Source organism: Streptomyces brevispora, assembly GCF_007829885.1.
Lineage (GTDB): Bacteria > Actinomycetota > Actinomycetes > Streptomycetales > Streptomycetaceae > Streptomyces > Streptomyces brevispora.
The window spans coordinates 138,549-159,901 of the sequence record NZ_VIWW01000001.1; the positions used below are offsets into that span (position 1 = coordinate 138,549).

Consider the following 21,353-nt stretch of genomic DNA (forward strand, 5'->3'; position numbering starts at 1 on the left):
AAACAGACCCGCCCGTGGGGCAGGACGAACCCTGAATGAACACACCTGCCGACCCGGACATCTTCACAACGTCCGTATCCACTCGACAGTTTCCACCACGCACCACGAATACGATGCGGCGACCCCCCGCAACCTCCTGCCCGTGTACCTCGACGCCCACGCGTCCCGGGTTCACTGGGCCGACGACCGAGCGTAGCCAGGCCGCTCCGCCGGTCGCAAGGCGTCCACGACAATGTCTTCGGCCTGCGACACATGCACGGTGGCCTGCTCCTTCTCCAGCGTCTGCACGATCCCGCCTGGGATGTTCAGCGCCGGTTCCAGATCCTGCGGCTTTCCGATGACCTTGAAGACGTACGGAGCCGAAATCTTCCGCCCGTCGACCTTGATCGCGCCGCCGTCGCCGGAGAAGTACGTATTGGCCACCACCCGCACGCCGTTGACCTCGATCGCCTCCGCGCCGGCTGCCCGGAGCTCCTGCAGGGCGTCGAGCAGCTTGTCCGCCTCCACGGCGTCACCCGGGTCATTGATCGTAAGGGTGATCCCGGGGCCGTGCGCCGCCACAGTGCCCGCGAGGATGCCGAGTTGACGCTCCTTCTCGACTGTCTGCTTGCGGGCCTCCTCCGCTTGGTCGGAACTGTTCTCCAACTCCGTGCGCTGGTTCTCGAGGCGCTGCTTCTCGTCCTCCAGGCGCTGCGAACGGTCGTCCACCTCGTCGAGGATGCGGACCAGGTCCTCCTGGCGGGCGCCGCGCAGGGCACTGTTGTCACTGTTGGACCGCACCTGAATGGCGAGTCCCAGGCCGAGAACGAACAGCAGCACCGCGACGATGAGTTGGGCGCGGGTGATCCGCGGCGGCCAGACCCCGGCGATCAGCCGCTGTCGTCCGGTGAGCTCCTGGGGGGCGTCCACGGGCTGCTCGCCGGGCTGTTCCCGGCCGCCGGTGAATTCGTCGTCGTTGCTCATCGGCCTCAGGCCCGGAAGACGTGCCGACGGATGGCGGCGGCGTTGGAGAAGATCCGGATGCCCAGGACGACCACCACACCGGTGGAGAGCTGGGCGCCGACGCCCAGTTTGTCACCCAGGAAGACGATCAGGGCGGCCACGACCACGTTCGAGAGGAACGAGACCACGAAGACCTTGTCGACGAAAATGCCGTCGAGCATGGCACGCAGGCCACCGAAGACCGCGTCGAGGGCGGCCACGACGGCGATCGGGAGATAGGGCTCGACCACCGCCGGCACTTCGGGCCGGACCAACAGTCCGACCACGACTCCCACGACGAGGCCCAGTACGGCGATCACGATGTGCCCTTCCCAGTGTCTGCCGCACCACTGCCGGTGTCTGCGGCCTTATATGGCTCTGCTGTCCGTACGATCAGGCTCGGGGCGGCAGGGAGATTCACGTTCTCCTCGGCGGAGATGCTCGACCTGATGTCGAAGGTGTCCTTCAGCGCTTGCAGATACTGTCCGTCGGCGCTGTCCCGGAAGGCGGCGCTGAGCTTCTTCCCGTCGCCCACCGCGAGCACCGAGTAGGGCGGCACGAGCGGTTTGTTGTCGACAAGTATGGCGTCGCCCGCGGCGCGGATCGCCGACAGGGCGGTCAGCCGCTGCCCGTTGATGGCGATCGCCTCCGCACCGGACTGCCACAGCCCGTTGACGACCCGTTGCATGTCCCGGTCCCGGACCCGTCCGGTGTCGGAGAAGCTGCTGGTCTCACGCGGTCCCCCACCGCCCTGGTCGGTGTTCTTCGCATCGTCGACGACCAGCTTCACACCGGGCCCGTGCACGGGCGTCGCGCCGGAGAGCAGAGCCACCAGTTCCGTCTGGTCCCCGCCGTGCTTCTCCAGAGCCTTGCGCTGACGCCTGCCGACGTCGTCGCGGACCATTTCGACCTGTGCCTCGAGAGTGTCTGCCGCGGAGGTCTCCGCGTCGATGCGGTCGATCAGCTCCTCGCGTTCCTTGGCGAGGACCGGTGCCGACACCCGTGCCTGCGCGGCGCCGAGCGTGACAACGAGCGCGGCCAGCACAAGGCAAGCGGCGAAGCCGAGCTTCGCCTTGAGCGTGCGGGGCATTCCGGCACGGCCGTCGGCCTTGCGACGAGCCGATGCCTCGGCGTATCCGTCGTCCAGGCTGTGGTCCATCACGTTGGTCAGCAGCGACATGGACGCGTCGGGACGCGCGGGCGGCGAGGCATTACTCCGATCGGGGGGCTGCTGCGGCATGCCGCACATCGTCGCACGTCGCAGTTGCTACCGCCGAATGGCCCCATCGGTCAGCCGGGAACCGTCGACCCGCTTACTTCGGCAGGCCGGGGGAACCGCTGACCGTCCGGCGCCGCTGCGACGGCGTTCTACCGCCGCCGCAGTGGCCGGGCTCCTCAGTGACCTGCGCTGTCGACGATCGCCGACCACTCGTCCAGGAGGGCCTGTGCCGAGGCGTCGTCCGGCCCTTCCGCCCACAGATGGGTGACCGCTTCCGCCCGGTCCGGCAGCACCATCACCCAGCGTCCGTCCGTCTCGACGACCCGCACACCGTCCGTCGTATCGACATCACGGTCTCCGGCGGCCTCGACGACGCGGCGCATCACCAGCCCCTTCACTGCCCACGGGGTCGCCAGGTCACGGCGCAGGACATGGGCACGCGGGATGCGTGCGTCGATCTGGCTGAGTGTGAGCTGCGTCCTGGCAACCAGCCCGATCAGCCGTACGAAAGCGGCCGAGCCGTCGAAGACGCTGCTGAATTCCGGAACGATGAAACCGCCGCGTCCGTCTCCACCGAAGATGGTGCCTTCCTCGCGCCCGACCCGGGTCAGGTCGTCGGGTGATGTCGTCGTCCACTCGACCTGGGTGCCGTGGTACGCGGCCACCTGCTCGGCAACGCGGGTAGTAGTCACCGGCAACGCCACCCGCCCACTGCGCCGCTCGGCGGCGACGAGGTCGAGCATGACCAGCAGTGCCCGGTCGTCCTCGATGATCCGCCCCCGCTCGTCGACCAGGGAAAGCCGTTCGCCGACCGGGTCGAACCGGACACCGAAGGCCGCCCGCGCCGAGGAGACGATCTCCCCGAGTCGCACCAGCCCCGACCGGCGGGTCTCGGCGGACTCCGTCGGGCGTGACTCGTCCAGGCCGGGGTTGATGGTCAGCGCGTCCACACCGAGCCGTCCCAGCAGGCTGGGCAGAACAAGGCCCGCGCTGCCGTTGGAGGCGTCGACGACGACCTTGAGCCCTGCGTCGGCGACTCCCGTGGTGTCCAGATTCCGCAGCAGCGATCCGGTGTACGAGTCGAAGACACTGGACGGGAAGTGGAGGTCCCCGATCTCCCCGGGGAACGCACGACGGTATTCCTGCCGGGCGTAGACACGGTCCAGCTTTCGCTGCTGTGCCTGGGAGAGGTCCGCTCCGCTTGCGTCGAAGAACATGATGTCGACGGAATCGGGGACGCCGGGCGACGTCCGGATCATGATTCCGCCGGCACTGCCGCGTGCGGTCTGCTGGCGTGCCACGGGCAACGGTACGTTCTCGAGGTCACGGACATCGATGGCACTGGCCTGAAGCGCCGAGATCACCGCTCGCTTCAGCGCCCGGGCCCCACGGGAGTGGTCACGTGCGGTGGTGACCGTTGAGCCTTTCTTCAGGGTCGTGGCGTACGCACCGGCCAGTCTGACTGCCAGTTCCGGTGTGATCTCGACGTTCAGGATCCCGGAGACACCGCGCGCCCCGAAGAGGTGGGCCTGTCCGCGCGACTCCCAGATCACCGAGGTATTGACGAAGGCGCCGGCCTCAATGGTCTTGAAGGGGTAGACGCGGACGTTGCCCTGAATGATCGATTCCTCGCCGACGAGGCATTCGTCGCCGATGACGGCGCCGTCCTCGATCCGGGCCGCGCGCATGATGTCGGTGTTCTTTCCGATCACGCAGCCACGCAAATTGCTGTGGTCACCGATGTACACGTTGTCGTGCACCACGGCCTTGTGCAGGAACGCCCCGCTCTTCACGACGACGTTCGACCCGATGACCGTGTGTTCACGGATCTCGACCCCGGCCTCGACCTTGGCGTAGTCACCGACGTACAGGGGCCCGCGGAGTACCGCGTCAGGATGTACCTCCGCGCCTTCGGCCACCCATACACCGGGCGAGATCTCGAAGCCGTCGATCTCCACGTCGACCTTGCGCTCGAGAACGTCGGCCTGGGCCTTGACATAGCTCTCGTGCGTACCCACGTCTTCCCAGTAGCCCTCGGCGACATAGCCGTAGATGGGCTTGCCCTCCTTCATGAGCTGCGGGAAGACGTCTCCGGACCAGTCCACGGATACATCGGCCTCAACGTAGTTGAAGACCTCGGGCTCCATCACGTAAATGCCTGTGTTGACGGTGTCCGAGAACACCTGCCCCCAGGTGGGCTTCTCCAGGAACCGCTCGACCTGGCCCGCTTCGTCCACAATCGTGATCCCGAATTCGAGTGGATTCGGAACACGGGTGAGGCAGACGGTGACCAGGCCGCCCTTTTCCTTGTGGAAGGCGATGAGGTCGGTGAGATCAAAGTCGGTGAGCGCGTCACCGGAGATGACGAGGAATGTGTCGTCCTTCAATGCCTCTTCGGCATTCTTCACGCTGCCCGCGGTACCGAGCGGTTTCTCCTCGTTGGCGTAGGTGAGCTCCATTCCGAGCTCTTCGCCGTCTCCGAAGTAGTTCTTCACCAGAGACGCGAGAAACTGGACGGTCACGACCGTCTCATTGAGCCCGTGCCTCTTGAGCAGCCGAAGCACATGCTCCATGATCGGCCGATTGGCTACGGGCAGGAGTGGCTTGGGCATGCTTGAGGTCATGGGGCGAAGGCGAGTGCCTTCACCACCTGCCATCACGACGGCCTTCATGTCGGAAACGTCCTCCTCGAAGAGACGACGGTCTAGCCGACTTCACCCGTCAGGGCAGCTTCTGTGTCATCAGCCGCGGGCCGGCCACGCTGCACGGCACCGCATCAACAGGCTCAATCGGCTACTGCATCCGCCTTGACAAGCCGGCGGACCTGAACCACGTAGAGGATCCCTGCCCACCAGTAGAGCGTTGTACCCCATCCTGCGAACGCCCATCCGAAAACGGTGGCCAGCGTTGCCAGCCAACCACCTCCGTCGCTGAGCAGCAACAAGGGAAATGCGTACATCAGATTGAACGTAGCCGCCTTGCCCAGGAAGTTCACTTGGGGCGGTGGATAGCCGTGACGGCGCAGGATTCCCACCATCACGAGCAGCATCAGCTCGCGAGCGAGAAGAGCTGCGGTGAGCCAGAGTGGAAGGATCTCCCGCCAGGTCAGCCCGACGAGAGTCGAAAGAATGTACAGGCGGTCGGCAGCCGGGTCGAGCAGCCGTCCGAGGCTGCTGATCTGGTTCCACCGACGCGCGAGCTTTCCATCGAGGTAGTCGCTGACGCCGCTGAACATCAGTACCAGCAGCGCCCAGCCATCACTCTTGGGGCCGCCGAACTCAGGGCGCAGAATCAGCCACAGGAAAACAGGTACGCCAACAAGGCGAGCCATGCTGAGGATGTTGGGGATGGTGAGTACCCGGTCCGTCTGAACGCGGGTCTCCTGGACCTCCACCCGGGGGCCTCCTGTGAAGAACGTGCCAATGATGCCCCCTGACCCTACCCTCAGCTGTCGCCGGCAGGTACACGGGGGTATCGACGAACGGTCTCGGAACGCAGAAAAGCCCCGTGCCACAAGGGCACGGGGCTTAACTATCAAAAGGAGTTCGGCGGCGTCCTACTCTCCCACAGGGTCCCCCCTGCAGTACCATCGGCGCTGAAAGGCTTAGCTTCCGGGTTCGGAATGTAACCGGGCGTTTCCCTAACGCAATGACCACCGAAACACTATGAAATTAACCAACACCGGAACAAAACACGGCCGTTCGTTATTTCAGAACTAACACAGTGGACGCGAGCAACTGAGGACAAGCCCTCGGCCTATTAGTACCAGTCAGCTCCACCCGTTACCGGGCTTCCACATCTGGCCTATCAACCCAGTCGTCTACTGGGAGCCTTAACCCTTCAAGAGGGTGGGAATACTCATCTCGAAGCAGGCTTCCCGCTTAGATGCTTTCAGCGGTTATCCTTTCCGAACGTAGCCAACCAGCCATGCCCTTGGCAGGACAACTGGCACACCAGAGGTTCGTCCGTCCCGGTCCTCTCGTACTAGGGACAGCCCTTCTCAATATTCCTACGCGCACAGCGGATAGGGACCGAACTGTCTCACGACGTTCTAAACCCAGCTCGCGTACCGCTTTAATGGGCGAACAGCCCAACCCTTGGGACCGACTCCAGCCCCAGGATGCGACGAGCCGACATCGAGGTGCCAAACCATCCCGTCGATATGGACTCTTGGGGAAGATCAGCCTGTTATCCCCGGGGTACCTTTTATCCGTTGAGCGACAGCGCTTCCACAAGCCACTGCCGGATCACTAGTCCCGACTTTCGTCCCTGCTCGACCCGTCGGTCTCACAGTCAAGCTCCCTTGTGCACTTACACTCAACACCTGATTGCCAACCAGGCTGAGGGAACCTTTGGGCGCCTCCGTTACTCTTTAGGAGGCAACCGCCCCAGTTAAACTACCCATCAGACACTGTCCCTGATCCGGATCACGGACCCAGGTTAGACATCCAGCACGACCAGAGTGGTATTTCAACGACGACTCCACAACCACTGGCGTGGCCGCTTCAAAGTCTCCCACCTATCCTACACAAGCCGAACCGAACACCAATATCAAACTATAGTAAAGGTCCCGGGGTCTTTCCGTCCTGCTGCGCGAAACGAGCATCTTTACTCGTAGTGCAATTTCACCGGGCCTATGGTTGAGACAGTCGAGAAGTCGTTACGCCATTCGTGCAGGTCGGAACTTACCCGACAAGGAATTTCGCTACCTTAGGATGGTTATAGTTACCACCGCCGTTTACTGGCGCTTAAGTTCTCAGCTTCGCCGACCCGAAAGTCAGCTAACCGGTCCCCTTAACGTTCCAGCACCGGGCAGGCGTCAGTCCGTATACATCGCCTTACGGCTTCGCACGGACCTGTGTTTTTAGTAAACAGTCGCTTCTCGCTGGTCTCTGCGGCCACCCCCAGCTCACCGAGTAAATCGGATCACCAGTGATGGCCCCCCTTCTCCCGAAGTTACGGGGGCATTTTGCCGAGTTCCTTAACCATAGTTCACCCGAACGCCTCGGTATTCTCTACCTGACCACCTGAGTCGGTTTAGGGTACGGGCCGCCATGAAACTCGCTAGAGGCTTTTCTCGACAGCATAGGATCATCCACTTCACCACAATCGGCTCGGCATCAGGTCTCAGCCTTAATGTGTGACGGATTTACCTACCACACGGCCTACACCCTTACCCCGGGACTACCACCGCCCGGGCTGGACTACCTTCCTGCGTCACCCCATCGCTTACCTAATACAAGTCTGGTTCGTCGGCTCCACCACTACCCTCAACTCCGAAGAGATCGGGCCGGCTTCACGGACTTAGCATCGCCTGATTCAGTATTGGGCGTTTCAAAGCGGGTACCGGAATATCAACCGGTTGTCCATCGACTACGCCTGTCGGCCTCGCCTTAGGTCCCGACTTACCCTGGGCAGATCAGCTTGACCCAGGAACCCTTAGTCAATCGGCGCACACGTTTCTCACGTGTGTATCGCTACTCATGCCTGCATTCTCACTCGTGAACCGTCCACAACTCGCTTCCGCGGCTGCTTCACCCGGCACACGACGCTCCCCTACCCATCCACACAGGCGTTGGCCCTATATGTGTGAATGACACGACTTCGGCGGTACGCTTGAGCCCCGCTACATTGTCGGCGCGGAATCACTTGACCAGTGAGCTATTACGCACTCTTTCAAGGGTGGCTGCTTCTAAGCCAACCTCCTGGTTGTCTCTGCGACTCCACATCCTTTCCCACTTAGCGTACGCTTAGGGGCCTTAGTCGATGCTCTGGGCTGTTTCCCTCTCGACCATGGAGCTTATCCCCCACAGTCTCACTGCCGTGCTCTCACTTACCGGCATTCGGAGTTTGGCTAAGGTCAGTAACCCGGTAGGGCCCATCGCCTATCCAGTGCTCTACCTCCGGCAAGAAACACACGACGCTGCACCTAAATGCATTTCGGGGAGAACCAGCTATCACGGAGTTTGATTGGCCTTTCACCCCTAACCACAGGTCATCCCCCAGGTTTTCAACCCTGGTGGGTTCGGTCCTCCACGAAGTCTTACCTCCGCTTCAACCTGCCCATGGCTAGATCACTCCGCTTCGGGTCTTGAGCGCGCTACTAAATCGCCCTATTCGGACTCGCTTTCGCTACGGCTTCCCCACACGGGTTAACCTCGCAACACACCGCAAACTCGCAGGCTCATTCTTCAAAAGGCACGCAGTCACGACGCACCGAGCAAGCTCGATGCGCGACGCTCCCACGGCTTGTAGGCACACGGTTTCAGGTACTATTTCACTCCGCTCCCGCGGTACTTTTCACCATTCCCTCACGGTACTATCCGCTATCGGTCACCAGGGAATATTTAGGCTTAACGGGTGGTCCCGCCAGATTCACACGGGATTTCTCGGGCCCCGTGCTACTTGGGTGTCTCTTAAACGAGCCGTTGATGTTTCAGCTACGGGGGTCTTACCCTCTACGCCGGACCTTTCGCATGTCCTTCGCCTACATCAACGGTTTCTGACTCGTCTCACAGCCGGCAGACCGTGAAAAAGAGATCCCACAACCCCGCATGCGCAACCCCTGCCGGGTATCACACGCATACGGTTTGGCCTGATCCAGTTTCGCTCGCCACTACTCCCGGAATCACGGTTGTTTTCTCTTCCTGAGGGTACTGAGATGTTTCACTTCCCCTCGTTCCCTCCACACTGCCTATGTGTTCAGCAGTGGGTGACAGCCCATGACGACTGCCGGGTTTCCCCATTCGGACACCCCCGGATCAAAGCTTGGTTGACAGCTCCCCGGGGCCTATCGTGGCCTCCCACGTCCTTCATCGGTTCCTGGTGCCAAGGCATCCACCGTGCGCCCTTAAAAACTTGGCCACAGATGCTCGCGTCCACTGTGCAGTTCTCAAGCAACGACCAGCCACCCACCACCCCACCCTTACCGGGTGAGTTCACTGGGGCCGGTGTTTGAAGGCGACCTTGCGGCCATACCTTCAGACACCCAACAGCGTGCCCAGTACCTGCAATTCACCCGGTTCGTTTTCCACGCCCCGAAGAGCAGTACTTACGACCCGGTTGAACCACCAGGGACTGAATAGTCAACGTTCCACCCATGAGCTGACCACCGTCGATCATTTGCCGACGTAGTGGCTCTGGATTCCTTGCGGAATCTAGATGCTCCTTAGAAAGGAGGTGATCCAGCCGCACCTTCCGGTACGGCTACCTTGTTACGACTTCGTCCCAATCGCCAGTCCCACCTTCGACAGCTCCCTCCCACAAGGGGTTGGGCCACCGGCTTCGGGTGTTACCGACTTTCGTGACGTGACGGGCGGTGTGTACAAGGCCCGGGAACGTATTCACCGCAGCAATGCTGATCTGCGATTACTAGCAACTCCGACTTCATGGGGTCGAGTTGCAGACCCCAATCCGAACTGAGACCGGCTTTTTGAGATTCGCTCCGCCTCGCGGCATCGCAGCTCATTGTACCGGCCATTGTAGCACGTGTGCAGCCCAAGACATAAGGGGCATGATGACTTGACGTCGTCCCCACCTTCCTCCGAGTTGACCCCGGCAGTCTCCTGTGAGTCCCCATCACCCCGAAGGGCATGCTGGCAACACAGAACAAGGGTTGCGCTCGTTGCGGGACTTAACCCAACATCTCACGACACGAGCTGACGACAGCCATGCACCACCTGTATACCGACCACAAGGGGGGCACCATCTCTGATGCTTTCCGGTATATGTCAAGCCTTGGTAAGGTTCTTCGCGTTGCGTCGAATTAAGCCACATGCTCCGCTGCTTGTGCGGGCCCCCGTCAATTCCTTTGAGTTTTAGCCTTGCGGCCGTACTCCCCAGGCGGGGAACTTAATGCGTTAGCTGCGGCACCGACGACGTGGAATGTCGCCAACACCTAGTTCCCAACGTTTACGGCGTGGACTACCAGGGTATCTAATCCTGTTCGCTCCCCACGCTTTCGCTCCTCAGCGTCAGTAATGGCCCAGAGATCCGCCTTCGCCACCGGTGTTCCTCCTGATATCTGCGCATTTCACCGCTACACCAGGAATTCCGATCTCCCCTACCACACTCTAGCCTGCCCGTATCGACTGCAGACCCGGGGTTAAGCCCCGGGCTTTCACAACCGACGCAACAAGCCGCCTACGAGCTCTTTACGCCCAATAATTCCGGACAACGCTTGCGCCCTACGTATTACCGCGGCTGCTGGCACGTAGTTAGCCGGCGCTTCTTCTGCAGGTACCGTCACTTTCGCTTCTTCCCTGCTGAAAGAGGTTTACAACCCGAAGGCCGTCATCCCTCACGCGGCGTCGCTGCATCAGGCTTTCGCCCATTGTGCAATATTCCCCACTGCTGCCTCCCGTAGGAGTCTGGGCCGTGTCTCAGTCCCAGTGTGGCCGGTCGCCCTCTCAGGCCGGCTACCCGTCGTCGCCTTGGTAGGCCATTACCCCACCAACTAGCTGATAGGCCGCGGGCTCATCCTTCACCGCCGGAGCTTTTAACCTTCCCCCATGAGAGGAAAAGTATTATCCGGTATTAGACCCCGTTTCCAGGGCTTGTCCCAGAGTGAAGGGCAGATTGCCCACGTGTTACTCACCCGTTCGCCACTAATCCACCCCGAAGGGCTTCATCGTTCGACTTGCATGTGTTAAGCACGCCGCCAGCGTTCGTCCTGAGCCAGGATCAAACTCTCCGTGAATGTTTTCCCGTAATCGGGATGACACCACGAGAGCGGAACAATCAAGTCGGAATAAGACCGATCGTCCACTGTGTCCTCGCTATGTGCATTGCCTGCCAGACCCGTAAGGAATCTGCCAGGACTTTCAAAGGAACCTCGAACCTGCCGAAGCAGGTCGGGGTATCAACATATCTGGCGTTGACTTTTGGCACGCTGTTGAGTTCTCAAGGAACGGACGCTTCCTTTGTACTCACCGCAGAACATTTTCTGCGGCTTTCCTCCGGGCGCTTCCCTTCGGTCTTGCGTTTCCGACTCTATCAGACTCTTTCGTGTCCGATTCCCGGTCGAAGCGGGATTGTTCTGGTATTACCTTTGGGGAATTTCGCTTTCGCGCTTTTCCCTTTCGGCGAGTCCGACTCTATCAGGCCTTTCCCGTCCGATTGACCAGCCCCAGCAGACATGCCGGTGCCGAGCTCAGGTTAGGGTTTGGGCTAAATAGTCGCCGCCGACCCCCGACTCAATGTCGCGTTGGGGTCAGGCAGGAGTACGACAGTACAGGCTGCCGGGAGTCGAGGCAAATCGTTTCCGGTACACCCCTAGGTCCTCGAACCGGCAGGACTCGGGCGTAACCGGGACTTCTTATGACTTACCCTGCTGAGCAGTACGCCGCCCTCCTACAAGCCGCGGCGGTGCCATTGAAGCTCCACTCTGGGAGGCTCCCCATGACCACTGTGACGTCCCCTCTTACCGGACGCGCCATCGGGCTCGCTGCGGTACCCGACCCGGTCTTCTCCGGCGCGATGGTCGGTCCGGGTACCGCCATCGACCCCGTACGCGAGCCGTCGGAGGCCTTGTCGCCGGTCGACGGAATCGTCGTCTCCCTGCACCCGCACGCCTTCGTCGTGGTGGACAGCGAGGGCCACGGGGTTCTGACCCACCTCGGCATCGACACCGTCCAGCTCAATGGTGAGGGCTTCGAGCTCCTGGTGAACAAGGGTGACACCGTCACACGCGGCCAGAGCATCGTGCGTTGGGACCCGGCCGCTGTCGAGGCGGCCGGCAAGTCTCCGATCTGCCCCATCGTGGCGTTGGAGGCGACTTCCGACTCCCTCTCCGACGTCATCGAGAGCGGCGACGTAAAGGTCGGCGACGCACTGTTCGGCTGGCAGTAACGCGTTCGGCGCAGTGACAGCCGACCGGGAATCCACTGCGGGGGCATCGACCGCCGCACTATCGGAGACAGGTGAAATGGAGACAACGCTGCGGGGCGTGGGCGTGAGCCACGGTGTGGCGATCGGCGAGGTACGGCACATGGGCACAGCAGTGCTCGAACCGCCGGCCAAGCAGATTCCGGCCGAGGACGCGGAGCGCGAACAGGGGCGGGCGCGACAGGCCGTGGAGGCTGTGGCGGCCGACCTCGTCGCGCGCGGCAACCTGGCGGGTGGCGAGGCGCAGCACGTGCTGGAGGCCCAGGCCATGATGGCCCAGGACCCCGAGCTCATGGCTGATGTCGACCGGCGCATCGCTGTCGGCAGCACCGCCGAGCGCGGCGTGTACGACGCCTTCGCGTCGTACCGGGCGTTGCTGGCCAATGCCGGGGAGTACCTCGCGGGCCGCGTCGCCGACCTCGACGATGTGCGCAATCGGATCGTGGCCCGGCTGCTCGGTGTGCCGATGCCGGGCGTACCGGACAGCGACGAGCCCTATGTACTGATCGCACGGGACCTGGCTCCTGCCGACACAGCGCTGCTCGACCCCACGCTGGTGCTCGGCTTCGTCACCGAGGAGGGCGGACCGACCAGCCACAGCGCCATTCTGGCGCGGGCGCTCGGGGTGCCCGCCGTGGTGGCGCTCCCCGGTGCCGGCGAGCTGGCCGAGGGAACCGTGATCGCGGTGGACGGCAGCACCGGCGAGATCTTCGTCGAGCCGAGCGCCGAGAAGCGGGCGGAGATGGAGAGCGCCGCGGCCGCGCGGAAGGCCGCGTTGTCCACGTCGACCGGTCCCGGTGCGACGTCCGACGGCCACAAGATGCCGCTGCTCGCCAATATCGGCGGGCCCGGTGATGTGCCGGCTGCCGTCGAGGCGGGCGCCGAGGGCGTGGGGCTGTTCCGTACCGAGTTCCTCTTCCTTGACGACAGCAAGCAGGCGCCGTCGGAGGAGAAGCAGCTCACGGCGTACCGCGCCGTGCTGGAGGCGTTCCCCGAGGGACGTGTCGTCGTACGGGTGCTGGATGCGGGGGCGGACAAGCCGCTGGACTTCCTGACTCCGGCGGACGAGCCGAACCCGGCACTGGGTGTGCGCGGGCTGCGCAGCCTGCTGGATCACCCCGATGTGCTGCGGACCCAGCTGACCGCTCTGTCGAAGGCGGCCGCGGGACTGCCCGTCTATCTGGAGGTCATGGCGCCCATGGTCGCGGACCGTGCGGACGCCAAGGCGTTCGCGGACGCGTGCCGGGCGGCCGGGCTGAGGGCGAAGTTCGGTGCGATGGTCGAGATTCCGTCGGCCGCGTTGCGCGCGCGTTCGGTGCTTCAGGAGGTGGAGTTCCTGTCGCTGGGCACCAACGACCTGGCGCAGTACACCTTCGCCGCCGACCGTCAGGTGGGTGCGGTCTCACGGCTGCAGGATCCGTGGCAGCCCGCGCTGCTGGATCTGGTCGCGATGTCGGCCGATGCCGCCAAGGCCGAGGGCAAGAGCTGTGGTGTCTGTGGTGAGGCCGCCTCCGATCCGCTGCTCGCCTGTGTGCTCACCGGTCTGGGCGTGACCTCGCTGTCCATGGGTGCCGCGTCCATTCCTTATGTGCGCACCACCCTGGCGAAGTACACGCTCGCCCAGTGCGAGCGGGCCGCGTCCGCCGCACGTGCGGCGGACTCCGCCGAGGACGCGCGGGTTGCCGCGCAGGCGGTGCTTTCGGGCGAGTAGGACCTCAGCGCCCGGACGACGAGGCGAAGGGGCTTCCCGCCGATGGTGGCGGGGAGCCCCTTCGGGCTGTCAGCGGTGGGATTCCGGCTCGTCGGCTCCGATGTCGAAGCCTGCGCAGTACTCAACCCCGGACTCCGGGGAGACGGGTTCCCCGGTGTCGGCGTCGGTGCAGTAGGCGCTGAAGACCTCGCCCGCGGTGAGCGGGGCGAGGCTGCCGCGGGTCAGTCGCCAGCCGTGCACCCGGTCCGCGGTGCCGGGTGCGCTCGTCCGCAGGACGACTCCCCCGCGGCTTTCGAGGGCGATGCCGACGGCGAGGACGGTCACGAATTCGGCTCCCTCCGCCGAGTCGAGGCGGACCGGTCCGTTGGTGTCGCGCTCGGTGTGCAGGGCCGCGAGCAGCTGCTCGTTCTCCGTGGGGGTGCTGCAGACCAGGTGGTGGATGCCGGGGCCCGCTGTCTCCAGGGTGCGCAGCAGCAGGTGGGATGCCCGGTCGAATGCCGCGCGGCCGATGTCCTGGCCGCAGTCGGCACACTCCCCCAGGTCGGCCAGGAGCATCGTGGAGTACTCCCAGGCGGCCCGGCGGACCGCTCGGGAGACGAGGAGCGGGATCAGGGTGTCGAGTGGCTGTCCGGTGTAGGCGACGGTGGCTCCGGCCGCCGCGATCTCCGCGGTGAAGCGGCTGCGGCCGGTCGGGGAGTCGGCTGCGATGCCCGATTCGGCGCAGAACTCGGCGTACTCCTCCGGGTCGAAGAGAGCGACCGTTGTGTGCATGCCCTGCGCGGCAAGGGCTTTGAGCAGGCCTTCCACCTGCTGGAGGTAGACGGAGTGGTCGTCGAAGGTGAAGGTGCGGTAGTGCCGCATCGCCGCGAAGTCCTGTTCGTCGGTCAGGAGGCCGATGATGCTCGGTGCTTCGCGGCGCAGCGAGCGTCGCATGGTGGTGCCGGTCCGGCCTTGGCCGGTGGTCCGCTTGTTCCTGGTCTGCGCCATGATTCCCCCAGTGCGCTGTCGATCATTGCTCACTCAGGGTAATCACGGGTACTGACAGTGCTGTCCGTCAGCGGCGCTTGTGTGCCAGTTCCTCGTAGAAGTGGAGGAGTTCCAGGTTGTCGATCGAGCCGGGGTTGACGGCCTTGGCCAGGGCTGTTCCCTGGAGCAGACGTTTGACCGGAACCTCGATGCGCTTGCCGGTGAGGGTGTGTGGAATGCCCGGGACCTCGATGACCTCGTCCGGGACATGGCGCGGGGAGAGGTTCTCGCGGATGGTGCGTTTGATGCTGTGGCGCAGCTCGTCGTCGAGCGTCGCGCCCTCGGCGAGGTGGACGAAGAGCGGCATCCAGTAGCCGCCGTCGGGCTCCTCCAGTCCGATGACGAGTGATTCGCGGATTTCGGGGAGGCGCTCGACCGCTTCGTAGATGTCGGCGGAGCCCATGCGGACACCCTGGCGGTTGAGGGTGGAGTCGGAGCGGCCGTGGATGACGACGGAGCCGCGGTCGGTGATCGTGATCCAGTCGCCGTGGCGCCAGACTCCGGGGTACATGTCGAAGTAGCTGTCGTGGTAGCGGCTGCCGTCGGGGTCGTTCCAGAAGTGGATCGGCATGGACGGCATGGGCTTGGTGACGACGAGTTCGCCGACCTCGCCGGTCAGCGCGTTGCCCGCGGGGTCCCAGGACTGGAGGTCCGTGCCGAGAGCGGGGGCCTGGAGCTCGCCGATGTGGACGGAGAGGGTGGGGACCGCTCCGGCGAAGCAGCTGCAGACGTCGGTGCCGCCGCTGACGGACGCGATCCACAGGTCGTCGGCCACTTCGTCGTGGAGCCAGCGGAACCCGTCGGGCGGGAGCGGGGAGCCCGTGGTGGCGACGCACTGGATGCGGGAGAGGTCGAAGTCGCGTCCCGGGTGGATGCCGGCCTTGCGGCAGGCCATGACGTAGGCGGCGGAGGTACCGAACAGGGTGGCGCCCGTCTGTTCGGCGACGCGCCACTGCGCGCTGACGTCGGGGTAACCGGGGCTTCCGTCGTAGAGCACGAGTGTGGTGCCGGTGAGGAGGCCGGAGACGAGGAAGTTCCACATCATCCAGCCGGTGGAGGTGTACCAGAAGAAGCGGTCCTCGGGGCCCAGGTCGCAGTGCAGGCCGATCTGCTTGAAGTGTTCGAGCAGGATGCCGCCCTGGGACTGGACGATGGCCTTGGGGAGTCCGGTGGTGCCGGAGGAGTAGAGCACCCACAGCGGATGGTCGAAGGGGACCTGCTCGAAGACGGGTTCGGTGTCCCCGGCGGTGAGGGCGGACCAGTCGAGGGCGCCTTCGGGCGCTTCGGTGCCCAGCAGTGGGATGTGGACGACTGCGCGCAGGGTGGGGAGTTCGCGGCGCAGCTCGGCGACGGTGTCGGTGCGGTGGTGTTCCTTGCCGCCGTAGCGGTATCCGTCGACGGTGAACAGGACGACGGGTTCGACCTGCTGGAAGCGGTCGAGGACACTGCGGGCGCCGAAGTCGGGGGCGCAGGAGGTCCAGACGCCGCCAACTGCGGCGGTGGCGAGGAAGGCGACCACCGCCTCCGGGATGTTGGGGAGGTAGCCGCTGACGCGATCGCCGGGGGTGACACCGAGTGCGCGGAGTTCCGCGGCGAGCGAGCCGACCCGGCGGCGGAGCTCGGACCAGGAGGTGGGGATCTGGGTGTGGGTCTCGTCGACGTGGAGCAGTGCGGGCGCGTCGGCGCGCAGGGGGTCCTCGGCGGTGCGCAGCGCGTGTTCGGCGTAGTTGAGTGTGGCACCGGGGAACCACTGGGCGCCGGGCATGGTGCGGTCGCCGAGGACGGTCTCGTACGGGGTGGAGAACCGTACGTCGAACCATTCGGCGACGGCCTGCCAGAAGGTGTCGAGCTCGTCGACGGACCAGCGGTGCAGCGCCGCGTAGCCGCCCTCGGCCGGTGCTCCGTGGTGCTCGGCCGCCCACTTCTGGAAGCGGGTGACGGCGGCGGCCGCGATGCGGTCCGGGCCGGGCTGCCAGAGGGGGGCTTCGTCGGCTGCTGAGGTCATGGGTCGGCTCCCTGGCTGTACGGGTACGCGGGTCTGCGTGGGTCGCGCGCACGTGCTGGGGTGTGCGCGTGAGGCGGCTTTTACGGACGATGCCATGTGATCGTCCTTCGCACCAGGGCTGCCCGCCCATGGCCTCGTGTCCGGATATGTGGTTCGCCCACGTCCGACCCCGGGCGGGCACGTCCGGCCGTGGGTGAACGGAAGTTGAACAGGACCCGTTCCCGCCTCGCCGGATGGCAGGGTGAGCCGCATGAACGGTCGTGACCTGGTGCGCTCGGTGAAGTTGGTCGGTTCGAAGCGTGGGCTGCGCACGGTGCGCTCGGCGTGGCGGCGCTCGCGGGCGGATGCGCGGGCGCTGCCGTCGCGCGGCGCGGAGCGGGCGAGGGTGCCGGGGGCCCTGGTGGATGCGGAGCCCGGGCCGGGCGGCGGTGTGGTGCGGTTCGCGCGTTCGGAGCTGAGTATCCGGGTGGCGGTGGGGGGTGCGGTCTTCTGGGGGTGGGACGGGGCGGAGCCGCTGCCGTCGTACGCCCTGCCGGGTCCGGCGCCGGAGGCCGATCCGCGGGCCGTTCTGGAGCCGGACAAGGACGGCGGGTGGCAGGTGGTCTCGGAGCGGCTGACCGTCGCGGTGTCCCGGCACGGGGCGGTGGAGCTGCGGACTCCGGGCGGGGTGGTGCTCCGTCGTGAGCTGCCGCCGCGGTGGTGGGAGCCGGTGGCGGGCGGGCCCGCGCGATGGGTGCAGCGGTCCGAGGTCCCGGCGGACGCACGGTTCTTCGGGCTCGGCGGGCGGGCGGCGGGGCCGCGGCTCAGGGACGGGGTGTACGGGCTGTGGAACACCGATCCGGGCGGCCGGTTCGGGCCGGAGGACGATCCGCTGTACGTGACGATGCCGGTGCAGTTGGTGGTCTCGGACGCGGGGACGCATCTGGCGTTCCACGACAACTCCTGGGCGGGGCGGGTGGCGCTGCGTGAGGGGGAGGAGGGCGCCGGTTCGGGTCATGACCGGCCGGGGACGTCCGAGATGCGGGTGGACGGCGGGCCGCTGCGCTGCTGGGTGGTGGTGGGTACGCCGGCCCGGGTGCTCCAGGGCTGGACGGCCCTGACGGGCGCGCCTGCGCTGCCGCCGTCCTGGGCGCTGGGTCCGCAGCACGCCCGCTGGGGGTTCGGGAGCGGGCGGGAGGTGCGGCGGATCGTGTCGGGGTACCGGGAGCGGGGGCTGCCGTTGTCCGTGCTGCATCTGGACATCGACCACTACGACGCGCACCGGGTGTTCACGGTGGATCACGAGCGGTTCCCGGATCTGCCGGGGCTGGCCGAGGAGTTGCGCGGGGACGGGGTGCGGCTGGTGTCGATCGTGGACCCGGCGGTGCCTGCCGCGCCGGGGAACGCGGTGTTCGACAGCGGTGCGGCGGTGGGGAGTTCGGGTGCGTTCGTCCGGGACGGCCGGGGGCGGATCGTGCGCGGGGAGGTGTGGCCGGGTGAGTGCGTGTATCCGGACTTCACCGATCCGGAGGTGCGCGAGTGGTGGGGCGGGCTGTACGCGGAACGGCTGGCGCAGGGGTTCTCCGGTGTCTGGCACGACATGAACGAGCCGGTGTCGTTCGCGGCGTTCGGTGACCCGACGCTGCCCCGTTCGGCGCGTCACTCACTGGAGGGGCGCGGCGGTGATCACCGGGAGGCGCACAACGTGTACGGCCTCGCCATGGCGCGCGCCGGGTACGAGGGGCTGCGCCGGCTGCGTCCGGAGGAGCGGCCGTTCCTGTTCTCGCGTTCGGGCTGGGCGGGGATGCAGCGGTACGGAGGCACCTGGTCCGGTGATGTGGCGACCGGCTGGCCGGGGCTGCGGGCCTCGCTGGCGCTGGTACTGGGTCTCGGGCTGTGCGGGGTGCCGTACTCGGGCCCGGATGTGGGCGGGTTCGACGGGTCGCCGTCGCCGGAGATGTATCTGCGGTGGTTCCAGCTGGGGGCGTATCTGCCGTTGTTCCGTACGCATGCGGCGATCGACGCGGGCCGGCGGGAGCCGTGGGAGTTCGGGCCGCGGGTGCTCGACGCCGCGCGGGGGGTGCTGCTGGAGCGGGAGCGGCTGCGCCCGTACTGGGTGACGCTGGCGCAGCTGGCCCGGCTGACCGGTGCGCCGTATGTGCGTCCGCTGTGGTGGGGTGCGCCGGGCGACCGGGCGCTGCGGGAGTGCGAGGACGCGTTCCTGCTGGGTGATGCGCTGCTGGTGGCGCCGGTGCTGGGGCCGGGGGTGGGTGAGCGGGCGGTCCGGCTGCCGCCGGGGCGCTGGTACGACACGGTGACCGGTGCGGTGCACGAGGGACCCGGTCAGGTCGTGGTCGATGCGCCGTTGTCGCGGGTGCCGGTGCTGGCGCGGGCCGGTTCGGTGATTCCGGTGCGGGGCGCGGACGGCGGGCTGGAGCTGGAGGTCTGGGCTCCGGCGGAGGGGCGCGGGGGTGGCGGTTCGGTGGTCCGTGACACGGGGGACGGCTGGGAGCCGGCGGTGGTCGAGCGGTACACGACGCGGCTGGTGGACGGGCGGGTCGTGGTGGAGCGGGATGGTGAGGAGGGGCTGGTGGACTGCCCGGTGCGGGTCCGGGGGCTGTGAGCGCGGTCAGCGGTAGCGGCCTGCGAACCAGGAGCGGACGGCCTCCGTATGGAGGGGGAAGGCCAGTACTTCCGGGGTGCGCAGCACGTCGTATCCGGAGGTCTCGTCGGTGGGGACGGACGGCGGGAGGGCGGCCGCCGGGCGCGTCGGGAGCAGGCCGAACAGGAGCAGGTGGCCGTCCGGGGAGCTGAGGGCGTCGGCGAGCCGGACGTCGTCCCGGTGGGCCTCGATGCCGGTCTCCTCGTGGAGTTCACGTACGACCGCGTGTTTCCAGTCCTCGGCGTGGTCGACGAAGCCGCCGGGGAGTGCGCGTCCGCCGAGGCAGGGTTCGATGGTGCGGGTGATGACGACCAGTCCGGTGCCGTCCCGGTCGGTGACGGGGAGCAGGGCGATGGCGACCGGCAGCGGGTTGCGGTAGGCGGTGTCGCCGCAGGCGCTGCAGGTGCGTGGCCAGGCGTCCGGGGACGCGAGGGCGGTGTACCGGGTTCCGCAACTGCCGCAGTGCGAGTCCTTCACGGGCTGCTCCGGTTTCCTCGTCGTCTTTCCTGATCGTCTTTCCTCGTCGTCGCGGACACGCGGGGACTGTATCCGATCTCCTGCCCGGCACCGCCTGACTGGTGGACGATGTGCCCATGACAGGTCTTGCTTCCGCTTTCCGTGTCCTGGCAGCCGCTGCCGCCACCCTGCTCGCCGTCACCGCCGCCGCCCCGGTGGCGCAGGCGAAGCCCGAACCGAAGGCTCCCGCCGAGTTCGTCGCGCTGCGTGCGGTGGATCCCACGATCATCCAGGAGATGCGCTACCCCACGGCGCACGACTTCATGGGCGAACCGGTGGACGGCTACCGCGAGTCGCTCTGCATCCTGACCCGGCCGGCCGCGCGGGCGCTGCACCGGGCCCAGCTGCGGCTGCTGCGTCAGGGCTACTCGCTGAAGGTGTACGACTGCTACCGGCCCCAGCGGGCCGTCGACCACTTCGTGCGCTGGGCGAAGGATCTCGACGACGAGACCATGAAGGGCGAGTTCTATCCGCAGGTCGACAAGACCCGGCTGTTCGCGGACGGTTACATCGCGGAGAAGTCCGGGCACAGCCGGGGAAGCACGGTGGACCTGACGCTGGTGAGGCTGCCGGCCCGGCCCACCGCGCCGTACCGGCCGGGTCAGAAGCTGGTGCCCTGCTACGCACCTCAGTCCGACCGCTTCCCGGACAACTCGATCGACATGGGCACCGGATTCGACTGCTTCGACACGCTCTCGCACACGGATGACCCGCGGATCCAGGGGGTGCAGCGTGCCAACCGGCAGTTCCTGAAGAAGACGCTCACCGACGCCGGATTCGTCAATCTGGCCGAGGAGTGGTGGCACTACACCTTCAAGCCGGAGTTGTTCCCCGACACCTACTTCGACTTCCCGGTGGCCCGCGGGTCCGTCGCCGGCCACTGATAACCGGCGGGGAGGAACGGGCGACTGGAACCACCCCCGTGGGTTCCGGCCACCCGTTCTTCCTCTCGGACGCGTATCGGCCGTATCCGGTTGCCGGTCCAGCCATTACGGTGCCCGTATGTCACAGCAGACGTTCGATTCGTACGAGGAGTTCTGGCCGTATTACGTCGCGATGCACTCCAGGGCCGCGACCCGCTGGGTCCATCTGACCGGCACTCTGACCGGCCTCGCGATCACCGCCTACGGGCTGGCGCGCGGCCGTAAGCGGTATGCGGCGGCGCTGCCGCTGATCGGGTACGGGACTGCCTGGCCTGCCCATTTCCTGATCGAGGGGAACAACCCGGCCTCCTTCGGCCATCCCGCCTGGTCGCTCCGCGGCGATGCGCAGATGATCCGCACGATGCTGGCCGGCCGCGACCGGGAGCTCGCGGAGACCGCTGCCAAGTGGCTCGCCGACAACAGCTGACCGTGGCACACTTCTGACG

Annotated in this window: 13 protein-coding genes and 3 rRNA genes; 5 read left to right on the forward strand and 11 right to left on the reverse strand. The window is 65.8% G+C overall.

Features of this window, described 5'->3' with window-relative positions; translation table 11 throughout:
• Nucleotides 1-171 precede the first annotated feature (171 nt).
• The 8 genes from FHX80_RS00695 to FHX80_RS00730 all read right to left on the reverse strand — a co-directional run bounded on the left by FHX80_RS00695 (nucleotide 172) and on the right by FHX80_RS00730 (nucleotide 10,898).
• A complete protein-coding gene (locus tag FHX80_RS00695) occupies nucleotides 172-963 on the reverse strand; it encodes a DUF881 domain-containing protein (protein WP_145762301.1) in 792 nt (263 codons plus the stop codon).
• Nucleotides 964-968: 5 nt separating this feature from the next.
• On the reverse strand, nucleotides 969-1,301 hold the full coding sequence (locus FHX80_RS00700) for a small basic family protein (RefSeq protein WP_003970459.1): 333 nt from the start codon (nucleotides 1,299-1,301) through the stop codon (nucleotides 969-971).
• Nucleotides 1,298-2,221 (reverse strand): DUF881 domain-containing protein, encoded by a 924-nt coding sequence (locus tag FHX80_RS00705; RefSeq protein WP_145762302.1) that lies wholly within the window; start codon nucleotides 2,219-2,221, stop codon nucleotides 1,298-1,300. The genes FHX80_RS00700 and FHX80_RS00705 overlap by 4 nt, the downstream gene beginning before the upstream one ends.
• A 155-nt stretch (nucleotides 2,222-2,376) precedes the next feature.
• Entirely contained in the window at nucleotides 2,377-4,872 is a 2,496-nt protein-coding gene (locus tag FHX80_RS00710; RefSeq protein WP_145762303.1) for a mannose-1-phosphate guanyltransferase, read from the reverse strand.
• A gap of 113 nt (nucleotides 4,873-4,985) precedes the next feature.
• Nucleotides 4,986-5,594, reverse strand: a complete 609-nt coding sequence (gene clsA, locus FHX80_RS00715; protein ID WP_145762304.1) for a cardiolipin synthase ClsA — start codon at nucleotides 5,592-5,594, stop codon at nucleotides 4,986-4,988.
• Nucleotides 5,595-5,743: 149 nt separating this feature from the next.
• A 5S ribosomal RNA gene (rrf, locus tag FHX80_RS00720) occupies nucleotides 5,744-5,860 on the reverse strand.
• Nucleotides 5,861-5,939: 79 nt separating this feature from the next.
• Nucleotides 5,940-9,064: ribosomal RNA gene (locus FHX80_RS00725) — 23S ribosomal RNA — on the reverse strand.
• A gap of 308 nt (nucleotides 9,065-9,372) precedes the next feature.
• Nucleotides 9,373-10,898: ribosomal RNA gene (locus FHX80_RS00730) — 16S ribosomal RNA — on the reverse strand.
• Together the 16S, 23S and 5S rRNA genes form the textbook arrangement of a ribosomal RNA operon.
• 701 nt (nucleotides 10,899-11,599) lie before the next feature.
• Between FHX80_RS00730 and FHX80_RS00740 the strand changes: the two genes are divergently transcribed.
• Both FHX80_RS00740 and ptsP read left to right on the forward strand, forming a co-directional pair.
• Nucleotides 11,600-12,049 (forward strand): PTS sugar transporter subunit IIA, encoded by a 450-nt coding sequence (locus FHX80_RS00740; protein WP_145762305.1) that lies wholly within the window; start codon nucleotides 11,600-11,602, stop codon nucleotides 12,047-12,049.
• 76 nt (nucleotides 12,050-12,125) lie between these two features.
• On the forward strand, nucleotides 12,126-13,796 hold the full coding sequence (gene ptsP / locus FHX80_RS00745; RefSeq protein WP_145762306.1) for a phosphoenolpyruvate--protein phosphotransferase: 1,671 nt from the start codon (nucleotides 12,126-12,128) through the stop codon (nucleotides 13,794-13,796).
• A gap of 69 nt (nucleotides 13,797-13,865) precedes the next feature.
• Here ptsP and FHX80_RS00750 read toward each other — a convergent pair whose 3' ends face one another.
• A complete protein-coding gene (locus FHX80_RS00750) occupies nucleotides 13,866-14,783 on the reverse strand; it encodes a hypothetical protein (RefSeq protein ID WP_145762307.1) in 918 nt (305 codons plus the stop codon).
• A gap of 67 nt (nucleotides 14,784-14,850) precedes the next feature.
• Nucleotides 14,851-16,827, reverse strand: a complete 1,977-nt coding sequence (locus tag FHX80_RS00755) for an acetoacetate--CoA ligase (protein ID WP_145762308.1) — start codon at nucleotides 16,825-16,827, stop codon at nucleotides 14,851-14,853.
• 250 nt (nucleotides 16,828-17,077) lie between these two features.
• On the opposite strand from FHX80_RS00755, the gene FHX80_RS00760 reads away from it, so the two are divergent.
• Complete coding sequence (locus FHX80_RS00760) at nucleotides 17,078-19,429, forward strand: glycoside hydrolase family 31 protein (RefSeq protein ID WP_145762309.1); 2,352 nt, start codon at nucleotides 17,078-17,080, stop codon at nucleotides 19,427-19,429.
• A 6-nt stretch (nucleotides 19,430-19,435) separates the two neighbouring features.
• Here FHX80_RS00760 and FHX80_RS00765 read toward each other — a convergent pair whose 3' ends face one another.
• Nucleotides 19,436-19,945 carry an NUDIX domain-containing protein gene (locus FHX80_RS00765; RefSeq protein WP_145762310.1) on the reverse strand — a complete coding sequence of 170 codons (510 nt, stop codon included), beginning with the start codon at nucleotides 19,943-19,945 and terminating at the stop codon, nucleotides 19,436-19,438.
• A 116-nt stretch (nucleotides 19,946-20,061) separates the two neighbouring features.
• Here FHX80_RS00765 and FHX80_RS00770 point away from each other — a divergent pair, with 116 nt between their 5' ends.
• Both FHX80_RS00770 and FHX80_RS00775 read left to right on the forward strand, forming a co-directional pair.
• Nucleotides 20,062-20,868 carry a M15 family metallopeptidase gene (locus FHX80_RS00770; protein WP_145762311.1) on the forward strand — a complete coding sequence of 269 codons (807 nt, stop codon included), beginning with the start codon at nucleotides 20,062-20,064 and terminating at the stop codon, nucleotides 20,866-20,868.
• A 118-nt stretch (nucleotides 20,869-20,986) separates the two neighbouring features.
• Complete coding sequence (locus FHX80_RS00775) at nucleotides 20,987-21,334, forward strand: Mpo1-like protein (RefSeq protein ID WP_145762312.1); 348 nt, start codon at nucleotides 20,987-20,989, stop codon at nucleotides 21,332-21,334.
• Nucleotides 21,335-21,353: the final 19 nt, after the last annotated feature.

What these genes read in the sequence shown, in the direction of transcription:
- FHX80_RS00750 (WP_145762307.1), bottom strand. Translation starts at nt 14,783, where the DNA reads ATGGCGCAGACCAGGAACAAGCGGACCACCGGCCAAGGCCGGACCGGC.
- ptsP (WP_145762306.1), top strand. Translation starts at nt 12,126, where the DNA reads ATGGAGACAACGCTGCGGGGCGTGGGCGTGAGCCACGGTGTGGCGATC.
- FHX80_RS00710 (WP_145762303.1), bottom strand. Translation starts at nt 4,872, where the DNA reads ATGAAGGCCGTCGTGATGGCAGGTGGTGAAGGCACTCGCCTTCGCCCC.
- FHX80_RS00760 (WP_145762309.1), top strand. Translation starts at nt 17,078, where the DNA reads ATGAACGGTCGTGACCTGGTGCGCTCGGTGAAGTTGGTCGGTTCGAAG.
- FHX80_RS00695 (WP_145762301.1), bottom strand. Translation starts at nt 963, where the DNA reads ATGAGCAACGACGACGAATTCACCGGCGGCCGGGAACAGCCCGGCGAG.
- FHX80_RS00740 (WP_145762305.1), top strand. Translation starts at nt 11,600, where the DNA reads ATGACCACTGTGACGTCCCCTCTTACCGGACGCGCCATCGGGCTCGCT.
- FHX80_RS00775 (WP_145762312.1), top strand. Translation starts at nt 20,987, where the DNA reads ATGTCACAGCAGACGTTCGATTCGTACGAGGAGTTCTGGCCGTATTAC.
- FHX80_RS00705 (WP_145762302.1), bottom strand. Translation starts at nt 2,221, where the DNA reads ATGCCGCAGCAGCCCCCCGATCGGAGTAATGCCTCGCCGCCCGCGCGT.
- FHX80_RS00770 (WP_145762311.1), top strand. Translation starts at nt 20,062, where the DNA reads ATGACAGGTCTTGCTTCCGCTTTCCGTGTCCTGGCAGCCGCTGCCGCC.
- FHX80_RS00755 (WP_145762308.1), bottom strand. Translation starts at nt 16,827, where the DNA reads ATGACCTCAGCAGCCGACGAAGCCCCCCTCTGGCAGCCCGGCCCGGAC.